At 41.0% G+C, this 19,254-nt stretch carries 11 protein-coding genes and 1 tRNA gene; 3 read left to right on the top strand and 9 right to left on the bottom strand.

Annotated elements, in window-relative coordinates:
* Together AAG807_RS15860 and AAG807_RS15855 are read left to right on the top strand one after the other, a co-directional pair.
* Nucleotides 1-234, top strand: a 234-nt coding sequence (locus AAG807_RS15860; RefSeq protein WP_341906039.1) for a hypothetical protein, incomplete at its 5' end; no start/stop codon positions are given.
* Between the two features lie 498 nt (nucleotides 235-732).
* Complete coding sequence (locus AAG807_RS15855) at nucleotides 733-1,320, top strand: hypothetical protein (protein WP_341906038.1); 588 nt, start codon at nucleotides 733-735, stop codon at nucleotides 1,318-1,320.
* A gap of 502 nt (nucleotides 1,321-1,822) precedes the next feature.
* On the opposite strand, the gene AAG807_RS15850 is transcribed toward AAG807_RS15855, so the two are convergent.
* The 9 genes from AAG807_RS15850 to AAG807_RS15810 form a co-directional block, all read right to left on the bottom strand.
* Nucleotides 1,823-1,896: transfer RNA gene (locus AAG807_RS15850), tRNA-Arg, on the bottom strand.
* 84 nt (nucleotides 1,897-1,980) lie between these two features.
* Nucleotides 1,981-2,250 carry an ATP-dependent Clp protease adaptor ClpS gene (locus AAG807_RS15845; RefSeq protein ID WP_341906035.1) on the bottom strand — a complete coding sequence of 90 codons (270 nt, stop codon included), beginning with the start codon at nucleotides 2,248-2,250 and terminating at the stop codon, nucleotides 1,981-1,983.
* A 62-nt stretch (nucleotides 2,251-2,312) separates the two neighbouring features.
* A complete protein-coding gene (locus AAG807_RS15840; protein ID WP_341906034.1) occupies nucleotides 2,313-9,023 on the bottom strand; it encodes a hypothetical protein in 6,711 nt (2,236 codons plus the stop codon).
* Nucleotides 9,024-9,053: 30 nt separating this feature from the next.
* Nucleotides 9,054-9,680, bottom strand: coding sequence for a glycerol-3-phosphate 1-O-acyltransferase PlsY (gene plsY / locus AAG807_RS15835; RefSeq protein ID WP_341906030.1), 627 nt, complete (start codon nucleotides 9,678-9,680; stop codon nucleotides 9,054-9,056).
* On the bottom strand, nucleotides 9,677-14,299 hold the full coding sequence (locus AAG807_RS15830) for a hypothetical protein (RefSeq protein WP_341906028.1): 4,623 nt from the start codon (nucleotides 14,297-14,299) through the stop codon (nucleotides 9,677-9,679). Before AAG807_RS15830 ends, plsY begins: the two co-directional genes overlap by 4 nt.
* Nucleotides 14,296-15,141 (bottom strand): 50S ribosomal protein L11 methyltransferase, encoded by an 846-nt coding sequence (prmA, locus tag AAG807_RS15825; RefSeq protein ID WP_341906025.1) that lies wholly within the window; start codon nucleotides 15,139-15,141, stop codon nucleotides 14,296-14,298. The genes AAG807_RS15830 and prmA overlap by 4 nt, the downstream gene beginning before the upstream one ends.
* Nucleotides 15,123-15,884, bottom strand: a complete 762-nt coding sequence (gene tpiA, locus AAG807_RS15820; RefSeq protein WP_341906023.1) for a triose-phosphate isomerase — start codon at nucleotides 15,882-15,884, stop codon at nucleotides 15,123-15,125. The genes prmA and tpiA overlap by 19 nt, the downstream gene beginning before the upstream one ends.
* A gap of 1 nt (nucleotide 15,885) precedes the next feature.
* Complete coding sequence (locus AAG807_RS15815) at nucleotides 15,886-17,787, bottom strand: DoxX family protein (RefSeq protein ID WP_341906021.1); 1,902 nt, start codon at nucleotides 17,785-17,787, stop codon at nucleotides 15,886-15,888.
* Nucleotides 17,788-17,799: 12 nt separating this feature from the next.
* Nucleotides 17,800-18,336 (bottom strand): DUF1599 domain-containing protein, encoded by a 537-nt coding sequence (locus AAG807_RS15810; protein ID WP_341906018.1) that lies wholly within the window; start codon nucleotides 18,334-18,336, stop codon nucleotides 17,800-17,802.
* 10 nt (nucleotides 18,337-18,346) lie between these two features.
* Between AAG807_RS15810 and folP the strand changes: the two genes are divergently transcribed.
* Complete coding sequence (gene folP, locus AAG807_RS15805; RefSeq protein WP_341906016.1) at nucleotides 18,347-19,228, top strand: dihydropteroate synthase; 882 nt, start codon at nucleotides 18,347-18,349, stop codon at nucleotides 19,226-19,228.
* The last annotated feature ends 26 nt before the right edge of the window (nucleotides 19,229-19,254 follow it).

Genomic DNA, 19,254 nt, shown 5'->3' with positions numbered 1-19,254 from the left:
CGTGAATGCTACATACCAACAGCAATGAGTTTTCGTCCAAAGCGCCAGTGGAAATTGACCTTTTATTTCAGCAACCCTCCCTTTATCCCAAGCAAAATGAAAGCCCAATTGCAGCTGATTTCTATGGCGAAAAGTGGAAAGTCGGATCTTGTGTACTGTCATCATTCATGTATTCAGGCAGTTGAATTTAAGAAAAAAGAACACCTCCCACAAGACCAAATCACAGAAGTTTAGAGTTTTTTTTGTGCCCTTATCCGGCTATCCGTTATAGTCCCTCCCGCTGGTCGGGCGCTGCCACGACTATCCGGGGTCGGCATTTACGCATTATCAAAATTCCTGACAAAACAAGAAAATAAACATCGCCCACCCACACTCAAACTGTCTTTTCACTCTCAAACTCAAACTCAAACTCAGTTCTAAAAAAAGCTCTGAAAACAGAGTGAGAGTGAGTACTGAGGGCAAAAAGAAAAAACATCTTTGAAAAAGCAGGACAAAATGAGAAACAGAACGGGAATGAGGAAAAAAGAAAAGCATCACTTTCGCAATGCTTTTCTTTTTGTTGTGACCTCTTGCGGGGAAACTTCTAACTTTTTGTGGGAGGATTTGGAAAGGGTTTTACGACTTGAAACGATTGAAAAACATGGTGTATAGCTTATTATGTTCAAGAGTCGCCCCCAAACTTTATCTTCATTATTTTTTGAACTTTTAATCGATTAGATGGTATAACAAATCATGATTAGTAAATTTTTCATCATTCTTTTCATTGGAGTTTTGCCCCCTTTAGTTTCTCATTCTCAGATTAAAGAATCAGAAGAGGTTGATTCCACCATAATTAAAATACAACAACAATTAAATGAACAAACTGTTGATTCATTGTATGAAAGCTATTCTGTCGCTGACTCTGTTCTTGAAATGTTCCTGAAAGTACACCCTGAATTTAATAACCTATTTAATCAAGAAGATTCATTAACAATTCCGTTCGTAACATTCAAAATGTTAGACACTTCAGTAGTTAGAATTAAATTTTCATGGAATTATATGAAGAGTGAGAGTTATTACTTAATTAATGAATGCTTGGTAAAAACAGAATCGAATTATCAAAAGTATATTGGACCTACTGCAATGAGTACATGCTCTGGTTTGTATAAATCAAGTTATATTACTTATTATCAGAATAATGTATCGATCAAAACTTTCAGTTCAGAAGATCCATGTTTTATGAATGGTAACATCGACCTTGTCGGATTCTATTATTCACCTGAACCGTTGAAAAGAATGTTAGATTTTATACACACACTCCAAATATATATTTTGATTTGATAGAAAGTAAAAAATAATTAATAGTACACCTTCAACTCTGCTTAGGCGATATCTGATCTATACATCTCTCGAATGTGACACGCCTAAAGCTTAACTATCTATAACGCCCGTAGACTTTACGTTCTGGCAGTATTCAGGAGCAAAAATCAAACATTTCTCATAAATCGTCAAATGGACTTCTGATTTGTTGAAGACTTTTATTACTCACCCCATTCTCCGCTCTCATTCTCGATTCTCGTTCTGAAAGAAAAAGACGTCAGAGTGAGTGTGAAAGCGAGAGAAGAGTGCAAAAAGAAAAAGACCATTTAACTTTCGTTAAACAGTCTTTTTCTTTTTGTGACCTCGTCAGGATTAAAGATCCTTCATCGGTACGTGCAGTGGATAAAATGCTCGGTTTGTTTCACAAACCCGGTCATTTTGCCTTTCCATCGATTACGAATTAAAAAATTCGCATCGCCTGAAATGCAAAATGCCCACCCAAAGGGTGAGCATTTTATCAGAGTGACCTCGTCAGGATTCAAACCTGAAACCTCTACAGCCGTAATGTAGTGCTCTATTCAGTTGAGCTACGAAGCCTTGTCTTTAGACGGGTGCAAAGATACGTGCTTTTTTCGTTTATGCAAATAATCTTTGTGCTTTTTTTCTTGTTACAATGAATTATTACTGGATTTCAGCACTTATTCCTCTTTCTAACAGCGCAGTACACATCGGTTCCAATTTTTCGTAATCTCCGCGTTTTACCTGACATCTTCCATTAAAATGGATGATCCAGGTACATTGCTCTGCCTGTTCTACTTCGTGTTTACATACTTTAATCAAAGATTCAATCACGTGGTCGAATGTATTGTAATCGTCATTGAATACAACCAGATCCTTCTGTTCGGTGAGTAATTCTAAGACCTCTGTTTCGTTCTGTTCAAGCGTTTGCATCGAGTTATTTTGTTTTACAAAGTTAGTACTTTTCGGGCTACCTTCCGCCCTGACGACTTGAATTATTCCGTTTTGATTCGTGCTCCTTGTGCTATGAAAAGTGCTTCGACCTGCTTGCGTTGCTCTTCCCCACTCACATTCATCGAAAGTTCGATGGTCGAGGAATTGGTTTTCACTTCGTATGGAAGTGTTACCCGCAACAACCAGTTTGCCCATGAACCCGGAATTTCCTTAAAGTCCCATATTCCTACAACCAACTTCCGATTTAGTTCATTCGATTCCGATCCTTTAACAGGTGTCTGAACCAACGTATCGAACAAAACCGTGTTGTTCACTAAACGAGGTAACTCTTCACCCGCCTGTGTTTTAATGCGGAAATCGGTTTGATCAAAATAGAAATCTCCCTGGACACGCAACTGGTTCATGATCTTTCTCGGATATTCCGGATAGGTATCTTTCGAAACAAGCGCAACCTGATTCAGGATCGGTTTCTCAATCACCGGATTCTGTTTCGCATATTCTTTTGCCACCTGGTCACTGACCGGTGTTTCCAATACTTTTGGTAAGTCTTGCTCCTTGAACAAGATTCCTTCTCCTTGCTCTGTCAACATCTTTTTGGCTTCTTGCAAGGAAATGCGTTCCCCATTAAAATAAGCTGTAATGAACGCATCTGAAACACCTTTTTCAACAGCTTCCGCTTTCTTTGGTCGTGCCTCATCTACCGAACGAAAGGTTCCGGTCGAATAGCGGATCTGTCCGTTCTCCAAACGACGTGTCACCAACGGATTGATGTCGTGCAATTGCTCTTTAGTTGCCGGGCGATTGTAAACACCGACCTGAACGGTATAGAACAATCCTTTGATTTCCTCACTTGCAATGGCCGCAACAGCTCCCGGAGCCTTATTATAGTCGGATATTTTCGGTTCTGTCTTGTATTTTGCAATCGTGTCCAAAGGAAGTTGTGCAATGGCATTTTGGATTACCTCCATCACAATGGAATCCTGAGTCATCGGCTTGCAAAGCCCTTGGTCTTCCAATTGACGTGCTTCTGCCAAACTGATCCGTTTTCCGTCGCAATAAGCCACCACAAAAGCATCCTTGTAACCCAATGCGCGAATATCCTGTTGTGCATCCAATACTTTCTGACGGTTTCCGAAATAACCTGCTAAATAACGTGTGATTCCATTATCCAGTTTCTCTCCCGTAACCGGCGTGAATTCCCTGAACAGGTCTTCCGGAATCGGTTTTGCAAATGCTCCGACCTGCACACGGTAAACCAATCCTGTAGGTGCTTTCACTCCAAGAGGAATTGCTTTTTTAATAACACGTGTTTCTGTAGGATTTTCCTTCTTGATCTCAAATCCGTTTCCAACTTCAGGAGCAAGTACATCTGCAATACTGGTTGAAACGCTTGATTTAGGCTGAACTTCACGTGTCAATACATTCTTCCAAGCTTCCTTATCACCCTCCACTCCATTCAAAGCCAGATTCAAGGCACTTTCTTTCTGAGTAATTTCCCCAACTTTCGCATTCAATTCATTGGATAACTGTTGAATTTCTGCTTGAATCTCAGCTCTATCTGCCGGATCAGTTGTCTCAACGTATTCTTTGCGTTTTTCTTCCAGTTGGATCTTTGTCCGGTTCACGGCTTCTTTCAAGCGATTGATCTCCTGCTGTTGTTCGCGCAATTTCGGATATTCCTTGTTCGAAGCAATCGCTTGTTCCTCGGAAACCGAAACCGTTTTCGTCAATGCAGGATCCTTGATCAGGTCGTATGTTTTCTCTTGCCCGATTGCCGTTATTTGCTGATCGATCTTCGCAATCGCATCTTCGAGTGTTTTCTTTTGATCGGTTAATTCTTCAGCTCGTTTCGGTTCCAAACCGGCTTTTTGAAGTTCACTTTCAATTTCCCCGATCTCGATTGAAAAACGTCTTTTCTGCTCTTTTAAAGCCGTTTCTGTCTGAACGGTCTGTTTGGTTTCTTCGAAGATTTTCTGACTATTCAGGTATTCGGTCGTTGCTTCCAATAAGGTTGCCTGACTCGTTTTTTCGAGAACAGGATCCTTGGAATTGCTTGGCTGAGAAACGCGATTCAGAACGACATTCTTAACCGGATCTGAAGTTGAAACAGCTTCCAGAGCTTGTTTCTTCTCGGCGGTCGTATTTCCCAAAGCAAGCACTGTTTTTTCCTGAATAACGGTTTCCATCTTCTGCTGTGCTTCCTTATTCGCTGCCAGTTTCTTCTCAATTTCTGTCTTTTCCTTAGCTGAAGCTGTTGTGAGTTGATTCTTCAATTGACTCTCTTCCGCTTTCAACTTTGCCAGATCAGCTGTCGGGTTTTCCGGAACAACTGTTTTGATCGCAACCGGTTCAGGCGTTTCTGCCAGCACCACTTCTTTTCTTTTCCGGATCTCTTCCAATTGCTTCTCCAACTGTCCGATCTTCTTTGGATCAGGTGATTCGGAACGCTTCTCCTCATCGAGTTTGGATTCGATACTTTCCGCCAATTCATTTAAGATCTGTAATTGCTTCAATCCTTCTTCCTTCGTAGTTGGCTTTTGCGTCATCGCAAAGGAATATTCGTTGCCCAATAAGGTTTCCAGACTTGCCATATCCGAAGTCGGATTCTTAACAGGTGTTTCAGCTTCAACAATCCCTTTTCGGATGCGAATGTCCTCCAATTGCTTTTCCAATTGCCCGATTTTCTTCTGATCAGGAGTATCTTTCCTTTTCTCTTCTTCTATTTCAGATCCGATCTTTTTCGATAAGTCACTTAGAATCTCCAATTGCTTCCCGGCTTCTTCCTTGCTGCTAGGTTTTTGAGTCATTGCAAAAGCATATTCACTGCCCAACACGGTCTCTAAACTCGCCACATCCTTATTGACCGTTTCGACAGGTGTTTTGTTTGCTGAAGCTTTCAGTTCCTCTTCCGTTTCTTTGGATTGCTGCAACAATTCAGTCAACACCTGATTTTCAGCAACCTTATCTGCCGAGAACCCTTTTTCCAATGCTTTGGTATTTACCTGAATCTGCTTTTCGATCGCACCTTGCAATTTCTTTTCTTCGTCTAACTTTTCTAAAGCCTGGTCTTTGCTTAAGTTCTGAATTTCATCCGTGCTTAAAGTCTGATAGGTCGGAAGGACTTCCTGTCTAACCTGCTCATCCTTCAATTTGGCTTTCGCTTGAGAAATTGCGGTCTGTTTCTGTTCTTCCAGTTTCGAATCGTGAATGGTTTCCAGTTTGTTCAGATCGTTCAGTTTATTGATGGCAACGGAATCCGTCGGGGTCTTCCCGATCACTTTCCGAACCTTCTCCTGTTCGTCCTTGATTGCTTCCAACAGCTTCACTTCCTCTGCAATGATCAGCTTGTTTTTTTCCTCCGGAGTCGAAGCACCTGCTTCAATTTTAGCTACATTCTCTTCGTAGTTCGGTTGAATCTCCTTCACCAAATTCGGTTTATCCGTATTCTTCGGATCAACAACTGCAGTTGCTGTCATTGTTTTGATTTCTTCCGTTCTGGATGCAATGTTCTCTTCAAACTGCTTTTTCAGATCCTGCAACACTTCCTTGCGTTTGGTACTGACCGCATCTGTTTTTGAATTCAGATTGACCAGTTCAGCTTCAATGAACCCGATGGTTTTAGTCTCCAATTGATTCAAAGCCTTTAGTTCCGCCAACCCGTTTTTATCGCCAATTGCTTTCTTTTCCTCTTCGTAATACGGAGCAATCTGTGTCAACTCCTTTTCAATCGTGACTGCTGCAACCAACTCATTCTGTTTCGATTCCAGTTCATCCAATTTATCCTGACGTTCCCTGACAACCGACTCCTTGTCTTTCTTTAAGCTAGTCAGTGCTTCTTTTTTATCCTGCAACTTCTGATTCAAGGGATCTTTCGTCAGGGCTTCATACACTAGGTCTAATTCTTTATCTACCTGATCCAACAGATTTTCATCCACTTGATTCTGGGCTTTCAAACGCTCTTCCGTATTCGAATTATTCCCGGCAGTTTTGAGTTCCGTATCGTAATTCGGCATGAGTGCTGTCAATTCCTTTTCAGGAGTAGTCGACGTGTTGACAGGAAGTTGAGATTCCGAAAGAATGGTTTCCTTCTTTTTCGCATTTTCCGTCTTAGCCGCAAGGACTTTTGTTTTCTGGTCGATCAGTTTCGTATCACTTGGATTCTTAGCCAATCCTTCCTCAATTTTTGCCAACTCCTGAACCAATTTTTTCTCTAATTGCTCATTGTTCTGCACTTTCAGAGCCACTTTTTCTTCGTGCGTCAAATCAGTCTGCTTATCCACCGCCTCTTGTGCCATGGAATAATCTTTTTCGAATCCATCCACACGTGTTTTCGATTCCTGAGCAAGCACATCGTTCGTTCGTGCAGTAACCTGAGTGGTATCAATCGCCTTCACCTGATCTTTTACATAAGATTCCAACGAGCGCGCATTGTTTGATTGGATCGCCTCGACTTTTGCATCTGCTTCTGCTTGTGTTGCCGACCGATTTTCGTTTGTATGCTGTAGATTATTGATGAAAGTAATCTGCTTGGTATTTGCTACTTCTTTCTTTTGCAGATCCACCATTTTACCATCCAAACGTTTCACCTCGTCAGAAACCAATTGGTTTTCAGATTCTTTGGAGTCAATTTTGGATTGGATCGCTGGTTGGTCTTTCGCCTTCGCATCAGCCAATTCAGTCTTAAGAGCCGTTATTTCCTTATTCAATTGCGAACTGCTCTCTTTGTATGAATTCAACTGTTTCTTCAATTGCTCGGATTGCTTTCCGATCCCTTCATTTTGAGCAAGCAAATGATCTACCGGATGTGATTCCTTTTCATTCTCGATGCTCTTCACCAAATCCGCTTTCGCGATAACCGCATCCTTGAGTTGATCGTATTTCTCATCAATCACGGATTTACTTACTGCTTCCTTGAGTTCAGTAATGGATTTCAGTTTTTCCTGTTCCTTCGGGATGAGTTTCGAAATGCTATCTACAAATACATCTATTCGCTGAATTTCCTCTTTTAACTCCTGAATTTTGGTCACCTTATCATTAGCTGCCAATAAAATGGCATTCTTTTCTTCCGCTGTGCCGGCAGCATTCGCTTTCGCAACGTCTTTCTTCACTTCTGCCTGAAAAGCCTCAACTTGCGTGGCTTTGTCAACAATGGCAACCAGGGAACCGGTTTCCAAACGGGTCAATCCATCCACCTTTTCCTCTTGCTTTTGCTGAATTTTCTCAAACTTGGAGATGATCTCTGAATTCGAAGCACCTTCCAAACCGATATCAGCCAGTACTTTCTTGTTCTCTTTCTGGGAATCCAGTGCATTGATATCGAAACTTCCCGCATTCACATTCAATTCTGCCCGTGCACGGATGACTTCTGCCAAAATTCCTTGTGCATCATCCACTTCTTCATTGAACTGGTCGACCACCCGAACCACATCTTCCTTATCGAGCAATTCTTCCTGAATCTTTTGCTTCAAGGGTTTGAATTCCTTCAAGAACGGAATACTCACCTGCGATTTATGGACACTGGTGCTTCCATCAACCGTGATTTCATAGGTATATTTTCCTCCTTTCGGGAAGGTGATCAGGTAACTTCCCTTGTCGTTCGATTTGAAAACCCCGATTTCATTTCCGGAAGCCAATTCCACTACTTTGATCGAGATCTTTTTATTGTCGGGATTGATGGACGAAAGGAACTGACCTTTCACGATCGCTAATTGCAAGGGAACACGATCCACGCGCACTTTGTATACGTGAATCTTTCCATTCTCACTTTGGCGGGCAGAAGCGAAATAGGCATTCTTCTCCAAGGAGTCAACTACATAAAACAAATCATTATCCGGAGAAGAAATCGCAAAATCCATGTTCTCCGGCTGACCGAAGGAATTGTTATCCGGATCGAACCTGGAACGGAAAACATCAAATCCACCCATGGAATTATGTCCTTTGGAACAGAAATACAAGTATTCTCCGTTCGGACTTAAATACGGAAAGTCTTCATCAAATTTCGTATTTACATTTCCGGGAACCAAAGCCGGCAATCCCCATTTTCCATCGGGTAACCTTTTCCGGCAATAAATATCCTTGCTTCCTTTATCCGAATCTCCGTAAGAAGAATAATAAACGGTTTGGGCCTTATCCGGGAAATGGATCAGCGGTGTGTGGTTCTTCTTCTTATCTATTTTCGATTGATACTCTGCTGTGATCAGAATGACTCCTCCAATATTCGAAAGATTATACAATCGGAAGAAAGAAGCGTATTCAATTTCCTTTTTTTCCAAAACCACCAGATCCGAAATCGTGGTGAGTAATTTTTTTCCATTCTGACACATTTCAATCTGACGATCGGTATCAAAAACAGGATTGGGTTTTCCTCCGCTCTTCTGAATATAAACGTTGTAATTCTTAATTGCTTCGTTGAACTGAAAATTCAGGTGATACGCTTTTCCCAGATAGAAATAAGCTTCCGGAGCAATGGATGGATCGGTAATACTGAAATTCAGGTATTTGAATGCGTCTTGTTTTTTAAGTGAATTAAACAACAGACAAGTCCCGTATTTATAGTTGTATTCTGTGGATCTCGGGTTGAGCGCAATGAGATGGGAAAAAAGTGGGGTTGCCTCGACGAATTGTTCCGAATGGAAGAGTTTATCGGCATTCAGCTTTAGATCGGCTTCGGTTTCTTGAGCAAAGGAGCAGTGAGCTGTTTGAATAAACAGAAATAGTAGTAACCAACCATTTACACCTTTAAATGACTTCAAGCTCAACTTATTGTTTTAGAGGCAATACGATTATTTCTTAAAAAGGTTCATTTTGCTTTCTGTCCCATCCAATAATCGTTTGATATTTTTACGATGGGCAAAAATCACAATGAACGCCAACACTGATCCAAAGATAGGTAAAGCGAGCGTATTTATTGGAAATAACCACAAACAACCTGAAAATACAATTGCCGCACAGATCGATCCCAATGAGACATATTGTGTTGTAATGAAGACAATTAAAAACACCACGAGACAAATTGCTGCTGCCAATGGTTGCAGTCCGACGATTACACCCAATGAAGTTGCCACACCTTTCCCTCCTTTAAACCCTGCAAAAATGGGAAAAACGTGTCCTAAAACCGCCATGAAGGAAGCCACCAATTGAATGTGTGTTAAATGAGCAGAAGAAAAAGGAATGGGCAGTACAAAATACGGTAATAGTACTGCCAGCATTCCTTTTAAAATATCTATCGTTAATACAACTCTACCTGCTTTTTTTCCAAGTACACGAAAAGTGTTTGTTGCTCCCGCATTTTTACTCCCGTGTTCTCTTACATCTAAATCATATTTTGCACGACCTACCCAAACCGCTGTTGGTATTGATCCTAAAAAATATGCAGGTATAGCCCATAAAAAATCAGTCCAGTTCATCATTCAAAAATAGCATTTAGTTTGCCTAAATACACGCTATTTGTTGAGATTTGATATAAGAATCCTTTTGTTTTACGTTTATCTTCCTTGATTGCATTGATCGCATTTGCGAGTTCTGCATCACTCGTAATGATATTCAATGTCCCATCTCTTTTCAACATGGTATAATTCAACAAATAATCCGGTCCTCCCGGAACCTGCATCATCATCGTGAAATTGTCACCGTTTGAAGAGTAGATCTGTTCAAAAGCAGCGCGGAACACGACTTGTCTCATCACCGGTTTTCCATATAGGTTCACGATCGCAGCACCTTCCAGACTGGACATCAATCCACGGATATCTTTCGTAAGTGGAATGTTTTTCAAATGAACTCCGGTAATCACGATCGATTTTTCCATTTCTTCCGGTAAACGCTTCACTTTCTTATCTTCGGAAAGTGTATAATCGGATTTGATCTTATCTGCAGTCTTGCGGTCGCCCCACATCAAAAGAGCCTGCTCGATGTTTGTCGTTTCGAACGAAAGCGGTTTTGAACCTTCGTAATCCACAATTCGCTGACCCATACTTTCAAAAACGCCTTTATCCATTGGGAAATTTAATTTCAAGGTCGCATTCACATCTGTTTGTCCGCTTTGTTGATTATAGGAAACGATTCCGATAGCATCTACGGTTACATCTCCGTAATCCATTCCCATGTTGATCTTCCCTTCCGCGTTCATGGAACAGCTTTCCGTATGCAATGAAATGAAGTTTCCGGGTTCATTGCGGTTCAGCAATTTCTCTTTTGCTCCGATCTGGAATTCTTTCGAGGAGAAATCATACTGCAACACTCCGGAAGCCGTAATGAAAATCGGGTCATTCGGATCTTCCAGGGAAGAAAGGAATGTCGGATACAAACGAATGGAGTCCTTCTGACGGGAATCTCTCCAGATAATACCTGCAGCAATCGCCTGTCCATCCAATGTCTTCATATTCGGTGTAACCGGAATCTGAATGTTCTTAGGATCAATCTCTGCCGAGAACGACATCCAGCTCTTCGCAAATTTCTCACAATTGTGATTGATACGCGTTGCTCCTGAGAAGTTGATCAGCGGATTTGCCGCCTTCACATTCATGGCTCCGTAGTAATCGAAGTACTTGTTTAGCTTGAACCCTGCTTCACTTTTCACGGTTCCATTCGCAAATGTCTGGTATGTTGAATCGACACCGATCTTATCCATGTGAATCAGTGTTCGGGTCGAATCCGCATCGTAATAGGGATAATCCCCTTGCGAGTTGTATTTTCTTCTTGCCAAAATCGTTGTTGTCGAATTCAGGAACGTATGGTATTTCGTGACATAATTGGCAACGATCTTCGAATTCACCAATGGATCCATGACAGCATTCTTATGAATCGTCACTTTCGCACTATCCGGGTAAATCCGCGCGTCCGCGACATCAATAAATGTGGTATTGCTACAATACAACACCTTGTTTTTCATGGAGAATTTCACTTTCGGAGCTGCAAATTGCAGGGAATCCTGATCCGGGTGAATCGAGAACATATTCGGTGAAGCCAGGTTCAGATCTGTATTGATATTGATATCACCGGAACCACTGCCTCCTCCTTTTTTAGACAACTCCATTTCATCCTGGTCCATCAACCAAGTGAAGATATCCACTTTTGCAGCATACTTGATCACCGGGAAGATTTTCAACTCTTCTCCGTCATTCGATTTGAAATCACCTTTTCGGTCTTTGAATGAAATGTGCGCATTGACATTGTAGGATGAGAAAGCGAGTGGACTTTCCCCCTCTTCCGGATACGGATTCTTGAGATTGAAGACGGAGGTATCTGAGAAAATATCGTAGCGTTTGAATTTAAAGGCATCTGAACCCAAATTCGCTTTTTGCATGGACATGATTCCATAACCAGTCATTCCGGTTGGTTGAATAATTGCCGTTCCCTTCATTTTAGCTTCGCCATTGAAGAAGGTCAATTCGTTTTCCATGGTGGAAGATGCTTTCAATACGTTTTGTCTTGGAACGTATGTGATAAAAGCATCGGGAGATTTCACATCCGGGAATTGCACACCTACTTCAACCGGTTTGTTTTCAAACTTGGCATATCCCAAAGTTGAATCCGGTAAGAAGGTAAAGGCTTTCGAATCCGATGTGGATTGAATGAAGTTGATGATTCCAGCTCCTTGCAATCCGTTGTTTGACAACACAATTTTGTTCTTGTAAACCGCTTTTGTTCCGTAGAAAACATGTCCTTCGGGTGGCGCCACCGTACTGAATCCAAGCGAGTAATCCGGCATGATTTTCAGATCTTCTTTGATTACAGGGAAAATTCCGGCAGAAACCAATTCTCCTTTTAAACGGAATGATTTCTCTGAGAAATTATCCAAACTATCCATTTCAAATGGAATACAGGTATAATAAAAACGGGCAGAATCGTAAGCTCCTTTAAACAGATCTTCCTGATTGTAGTATACTTTAGAAGGTTTTGTAGATTTCAAAATAGGAAACTTCGAAAAAGCAGCATCTTTCTTCATTCCTGACCGGTTTGCAGGGTCGTCCACAATAATTTCTCCTACAATTCCATTTAACGGAGAACCCAAAGCAATGGATCTGTTTCCGTCTGCCTGCGAAAGTGGTTTTGCACGGAAGTAACTTTTATCTGTTTTGATCAGGTTGATCTTGTTTGCTTCATAAGCATAATTTGCCTCCAAAGTGTGGATCTCAAATTTACCGGAAGAAGCCCAACCTGTGAATTTGAAATCGCGGTTCTTACTAATCTTTACCTGTGCTCTGTCCGGAAGAACAAATGAACCCTGTGCATCTGAAATCGTGACACGATCAACCGCTTCCAAAGCAATTTCCATGGTTGCCAAATCCATTTTTCCGTAATTCGGCATGGTTCTTCTCTTAATGGCCAAAAGCGAATCCTGTGTCGCCACTTTCTGAAGAGCCGGATTGTCTTTCAATTGTTCGGGAGAGAATTTCGATTTAGGACGCATATCGGAAACAAAGATCAGGTTATCATAATCCCGTTTTCCGGCTCTGGCTTCGATAAACACCTTTGTTTTTTGGTTTATTTTGACAATTTTATTCTCCGTATCGTAGCTGATAAATCCGTAAGACGCCAAAGTTAACAACTGAGTTTTCACCTGTTCAACCGTTTTTCCAAGTGCCGTTGCTGCTTTTCCTTCTGTTAATGTAAATTCATCGAATTTGTAAGCGTAATTGTAAAGTGCAGCCAGAGGATGAACTTGTTCCATTCCCTGCAGTTTGTCGTATAATCTTCCATCGTAGAAGTTCATGGATTCAAAACTGGCTATTCGCTGTTCCTGACTCGTTCCAAACTCATAGGTAAAAGCCAAATCATTTCCTGTTCTTTTCCAGGTCACTTTTTGAACATACCATTCCAATTGGTGGTAGGAATCTGTAAATGGTGATTGCAAAACTCCGGATTTCCCTCTATTCAGTTCAACCGTATTCGAATCCTTCATGTAAGTAAAACCAACACCCGGATGCGTAATTGAATCTTTTTCCCCGACATACAAAGTGGTTTGAGTGAGATTCGAAACGATCTTAGTTGGTTCAATGGCAATGTATTGCGTTTTCGCTACCAGGAATTTCTTTCCGTTTCTTTTGATGGTCAATTGAGCCAATTCCGTGGCGTTACCAATTCCGACAACACTTGCACCTTGCAATGAAAAACCTCCGACATAATCCATGTCAGGAAGTACATTCACGATGGAAAGCTTTCTTTCAAATGAAATGAATTGTGGGTAATTGCGATCTGCCTCACGAATAACACGGAAAGCGCGTTCATTCAGCGTTCCTTTGATTTTCTTTCCGGGAAAGAATGGACTTGTTAACGAAACCGTATCTGCCTTGATGAAATTCGACTTCATGGAAGCATCGTAATTCCCAAGCTCAGCAAATGTTTCATTTTCTTTCAAACCAACTTTCACCCAGTTTATTTTTCCTCCCTGACCAATCCATTTTTTTAATACCGGGTCATACGTACCGCTGGTATTATAAACAACTAAGGAATCCAGGAAACGAGCTTCACCTCGTTTTGCACCTTTGTTTGGGAATCCGCAAACCAAGCGTCCATTTGTAAATTTGATAATGGGTTTATCCGTGAATTCAAAAAGGTAAGAACCGTAATAATACCATTCTTCATTCGAAGAGTTTGCAAGCATTCCTTTGGAGAAAAAGCCCGCTGACATTTCAATGAAATCCTTGAATTTATTGATATTCTTGGCATCCAACAACTTATCTACCGAACTGTGCCATGCTGAAAATGAAGATTCAGGCTGTTTGTTTTTAACGAACGAATAAACGGAAAAAACGTAATTGTAAATTTCCGGATACGCCTTCAAACGCTTACTTTCCATCACATTACAAGTGGCAACCATCTTGGAAAAATACTTGTCGGGAAAATCAGTCGATTTCAATAAGGTTACCGAAAATTCATCTTTCAAAAAGTCCTTCTGATCTTTATCCAAATAATCACTTGTCAGCGAAACAATTGCTTTTACAAACTTCTCTCTGTCTTCAGGATAAGACTGTGAAAATGCATTTGTAACACTCCAAATTGCAATTAGAATGAATCCCCATTTTTTCATAGTTCTACTTTTTTAAGTTTCATGGACGCCCATGTTTCTTTATCTCTTACTTCTACCAATTCAAAACCGACTTTTTTCGCAGCTTCTTCCAATTCCGAAACATCCGAAGTGAAAAAACCGCTTAGAAAAAGTAATCCGTTATCAGAACACAGTTTTGCGTAATCCGGTAAATGTCTTTTCAGCACATTTTTGTTGATGTTAGCAAGTATCACGCCGAAATCCTTTTCTTGAATGAGATCAATGTCGCCTAACAATCCCCGGATCTTTGTGCAACCATTGCGGGCAGCATTTTCCAACGAATTTTCGACTGACCACGATTCGATGTCCACTGCTAAAATATCCTGTGCCCCTTTTTTCTCTGCTAAAATGGCTAACACTCCTGTTCCTGATCCCATATCCAGTACTCTTTCAGGAAGTAAGTGTAAGTCAAGCACAAATTGTGACATCAGGTACGTAGTTTGGTGATGTCCCGTACCAAAAGACATTTGTGGTTGAATGACAATCAGTTCCCTATTGGGAAAATCAGCTGCATCATGGAACGGTGCAATGATAGCAAGCCGCGAATCCACCAAAACCGGGTCGAATGATTCTTCCCATGTTGCATTCCAATTCTGATGCGGGATTTCTTCCAATTTCCAATCCACCCGGATTTCCGGATTTTCATGAATACACGTTTCTTTCAAAATGGTTGAAACATCCCCAATTTGAATCGGTGCATACGCCTGGATTCCCAAATCGGTCTCTACAAAACTTTCAAAGCCGAATTCGGCAAGTTCCGCAACGAGAATATCTGACCAAGGATCTCTTGGCTCGATATTAACTGTTAATTCAAAATAGTCCATGTTCCTTCAGCTACTAAAACGGAAAAATCTGCCGCTTTCAAAGAAGCACCTCCGATCAATCCTCCATCTACATTTTCGCAAGCGAATAACGCTTGTGCATTACTTGGGTTACAACTTCCACCATATAAAATGGATGTTTTTTCCGCAGTTTCCTTTCCATACTTCTCCCCGACCCAAGACCGGATTGCTGCATGCATTTCTTCAGCTTGCTCTGTGCTTGCCGTTTGTCCTGTTCCAATCGCCCAAATAGGTTCGTATGCCAGGACTACTTTTTCAAATTCAGCTGCTGAAAGATGAAATACACTTTCTTCCAATTGGTTCTTCACGTAACTCAAAAAAGAATTATCCTGTCTGATTTCCAATGGTTCCCCACAACAGAAGAAAGGTCTGATTCCGTGAGCAAGGGCGCTATCCAGTTTCTGTTTCAATAATGCATTGTCTTCCTGAAAATATTCTCTTCGTTCCGAATGTCCGATCAATACGGAATCCATTCCGGCTTCTTTTAGTTGCCACATACTCACCTCACCGGTAAAAGCGCCTTGATCTTTCGGATACGCATTCTGCGCTCCCACTTTAACCCTGGTTGAAATCGCTTTGCAATCACTTGCATACAACATCGGAGGAAAAATATAGACTTCTATTTCCGAACCGATGTTCAACTTATTTACTTCTTTGCATAATGCTTTTGCCTCGGTTTGAGACAAGTTCATTTTCCAGTTTCCTGCTACAATTTTTGAGCGCATGCTATTTTGCTAATAAATGTGATTGAATCCAATTAAACGTCGGTAACGAATTACCGGTATATTTTCCTTTCACACGACCGTATCTCAAGACCACCAAAGCCGGATTTGCTCGTGAAATTACTTTCAACTCGATTCCATCATTGATAAAGATCGGTACATGTAAGTTGTGCTTCTTTTTGAATGCAGCAATTTCGTCATCTCCTGATCCGACAACCAGTACGAACGGAATCCCTGCTTTTTTCGCTTTCGCAGCTACCGATTTGATCTCATCCAGGTGATCCAGATCAAATTCTTTTAGGTTCTTGGAGAAAACGACGATGACTTTAGGCGCTGTAAACAAGAACTTCCGGATACTTACATCTGACAATTCCGGATTTTCAACTAGTATCGTATCAAGAATTGTATAGGTATCCACCGGATAAGATTCCACATTGTATTCCACCTCTGCAATATCCACTTTTTCCTTCGTCACCTTGTCCATCAATCGCAAACCGGTAATTTTTCGGTTTTTGAGTTGTTTTTTGACTGCGTCTAATTGCAACTCATCTTCTGACAGGTATCTGATACTGCGTGAAGGATTGAATTGAGCCGTATCGATGGAAGGCAATCTCATTGGAATGATCTCCTTGTTCACCATGGTTTCGTATTTCCATTCTTTGGTTTTTTCCCAAATCTTAGAATTCATGAATTCCTTGCTTGAACCGTCGTATTCTTTTTTAGCCCCTGTTTGTAAGTTTTTATAGACCAGCAAGCTCTGGTATTTTCCGGGATCACCGTTTTTGGTTAAATCAGGCAGGTAATTTCCAACTGCATAAGGACGATAATCCCTTAACGGATCGTATTTCAAGACATAAACAATGAAAACACCGCACAAAAGTGCAACAACCAGCGCTGAACCAACATGATTCCCTATGAACCTATTTCGGATTCGATAGGTCCACAAAGCTGCAAAAATGGCAATTAACGAGAAGATAATTGGGAAATACCAATCAAAAACCCACGACAAGCCGGCAATCAACAACATGGAAATTGGAACATAGATCCAATTCTGACGCACATTATTCGGTTTAATGATTCCTTGAGCAGCAAAAATCCAGATTGCCAGATAAAGCAATACGATATCTTTCCAAAGTGATTCTTTCGGAGTCAACGATCTTCCTACAGAACCTTTCATTGCATCACCGAAACATCCGCAATCTGTTACGCATTGTGGAGATTTCATTTCTTCCACCACCACTTCTTTGGAGGTTTTCGAAATGATCTTGACATCCTTATTGGTTTTCGCCTCTTCCATCTTATTATCTGCCAGTTGCGCTTCTTTCGCATCAACCAGGGAATAGGTATCTCTGTCTACAAATTTTTGTTTCGCATCGCAAGTAGAAGTATGCCAAGTCAGGAAAGTAAAAAACAACATGGTGATTACCAGCAACCAGCTCACGAAGCGCATTTTTCCTCCAACGATCACCAGAACTCCCAATACGATCTCAACGATACAGATGATGACCGAAAGCACCAATGCATGTTGGATGAAATATTCCAATGAAAAACCGGGAGCTCCAAAAAGTTCCTTGATCCGGTAAGCCAGCGCGCCATCTTCAAAGTATTCTTCCAATTTATAGGAAAATCCCAAAGGATCGTTCGCTTTTATCAAGCCCGAAACAATGAACAAACTTCCTACGATAACGCGTGAAACGGTCGCAATCATCAATCTTCCCTTAAAGAAAATCAACGCTACAGCTGAAAACAGCATCAAAACCAAACCGATACTTACGAAAAGTAGTTTGTTAGCTTCAAACGAATCATGAAAGCCAATGGTGGTAAGTGTTAGCCCGGCAAGGTTTAAAATGACAAACAGAACATTGAGTGGGAAGGAATGTCCTGCAATTGTTCGCATAGTTTTCATGGGACCAGTATTTTAAAGGGTAAGGTGTATCAATGCAAAAATCGAGTAGTTCAAAATATCAAAATAATTCGATTCGATTCCTTCCGAAGCTATGGTTTTTCCTCCATTGTCCTCGATTTGTTTTATTCGTAGCAACTTCATCAAGATCATATCGGTTAATGAACTAACCCGCATGTCTCTCCAAGCCTCTCCGTAATCGTGATTTTTCTTTTCCATCAATTCAAAAGCTTCCAAAGCAACTTCATTATAGAGTGCCAATGCCTGATCCGGATTTAATTCAAGACCCAATCCATCTATTGAGCGTGATTGAATGATCGCCATGATACAATAATTCACCATTGCACCGAATTCCCCTTCTATACTTTCACCAACTTTATTCTCCTGGGTTTCCTGAATGGTTCGAATGCGATTTGCTTTGATGAAGATCTGATCCGTCAAACTACTTGCCCGGGCAATTCTCCAGGAAGTTCCGTAATCTTTAGTCTTTTTCAGGAAAATTTCTCTACAACCCTGTACGATGTGTTGATATTGTTCCGATGTTTGTATCATCTATGTAAGTATGGAATTTTTAAGGTCTGAAAATACACATTTTTCGCGAGAATGGGAGCTAAACATCCGTGGTAAGTTATTCACTATTTCTACTCCGCAGGTGATGGGAATTGTCAATTGCACTCCCGATTCTTTCTATGCAAGCAGTCAAAGTTCGACTATTGAAAAGCAACAAGATCTAATCGATCTGCATGTCAAAAACGGTGCAACATGGTTAGATATAGGAGGTTACTCAAGTCGACCCGGTGCAGAGCACATTTCCGAAAAAGCAGAAATAGAACGTATTAAGCCCGCTGTTTCTTACGCTTTGGAACGTTATCCCGAAATCAAAATCAGTGTTGATACTTTTCAATCCGAAGTTGCCAATTACGTGTTGGAACAAGGAGTTCATCTGATCAATGACATCAGCGGCGGACTAATCAATTCCGAGATCTTTTCCATCGTTGCTAAACATCAGGTTCCTTATGTATTGATGCATATGCGGGGAACTCCTCAAACCATGGCTCAGTTGAATACTTACGACAACTTACTAAAAGAGGTCATGGTTGAACTGGGAACCCAGCTTGAAAAAGCGCGAACTGCAGGAGTGAAAGACCTGATTATCGATCCTGGATTCGGTTTTGCAAAAAACAGTACCCAAAATTTAGACCTGTTTTCCTATCTGGAAGCTTTTCAATTGTTCGACTGCCCTATTCTGGTTGGAATCTCACGAAAATCATTGATTTACAAAACACTTGGAATTGATGCGGAAGATTCATTGAATGGGACCAGCGTATTGAATACACTTGCATTGGATAAGGGAGCGAATATCCTTAGGGTGCATGATGTAAAAGAGGCTGTTGAAGTTGTAAAACTCCGGGAGAAAATCAAAGGAAGGAATTATCAATTTTAAATTAGCAAGAGGAATTCCTTTCTTGA

It is taken from the genome of Fluviicola taffensis DSM 16823 (assembly GCF_943372375.1).
Lineage (GTDB): Bacteria > Bacteroidota > Bacteroidia > Flavobacteriales_D > Crocinitomicaceae > Fluviicola > Fluviicola taffensis_A.
The sequence above is the reverse complement of the archived record's forward strand: the minus strand, read 5'-3'. Positions and strand labels throughout refer to the sequence as shown.

Bases quoted from the DNA above. Each gene is read 5' to 3' on its own strand.
- folP (WP_341906016.1), top strand. From the start codon at position 18,347: ATGGAATTTTTAAGGTCTGAAAATACACATTTTTCGCGAGAATGGGAG.
- plsY (WP_341906030.1), bottom strand. From the start codon at position 9,680: ATGATGAACTGGACTGATTTTTTATGGGCTATACCTGCATATTTTTTA.
- tpiA (WP_341906023.1), bottom strand. From the start codon at position 15,884: ATGCGCTCAAAAATTGTAGCAGGAAACTGGAAAATGAACTTGTCTCAA.
- AAG807_RS15830 (WP_341906028.1), bottom strand. From the start codon at position 14,299: ATGAAAAAATGGGGATTCATTCTAATTGCAATTTGGAGTGTTACAAAT.
- AAG807_RS15845 (WP_341906035.1), bottom strand. From the start codon at position 2,250: ATGCAAACGCTTGAACAGAACGAAACAGAGGTCTTAGAATTACTCACC.
- AAG807_RS15855 (WP_341906038.1), top strand. From the start codon at position 733: ATGATTAGTAAATTTTTCATCATTCTTTTCATTGGAGTTTTGCCCCCT.
- AAG807_RS15810 (WP_341906018.1), bottom strand. From the start codon at position 18,336: ATGATACAAACATCGGAACAATATCAACACATCGTACAGGGTTGTAGA.
- AAG807_RS15815 (WP_341906021.1), bottom strand. From the start codon at position 17,787: ATGAAAACTATGCGAACAATTGCAGGACATTCCTTCCCACTCAATGTT.
- prmA (WP_341906025.1), bottom strand. From the start codon at position 15,141: ATGGACTATTTTGAATTAACAGTTAATATCGAGCCAAGAGATCCTTGG.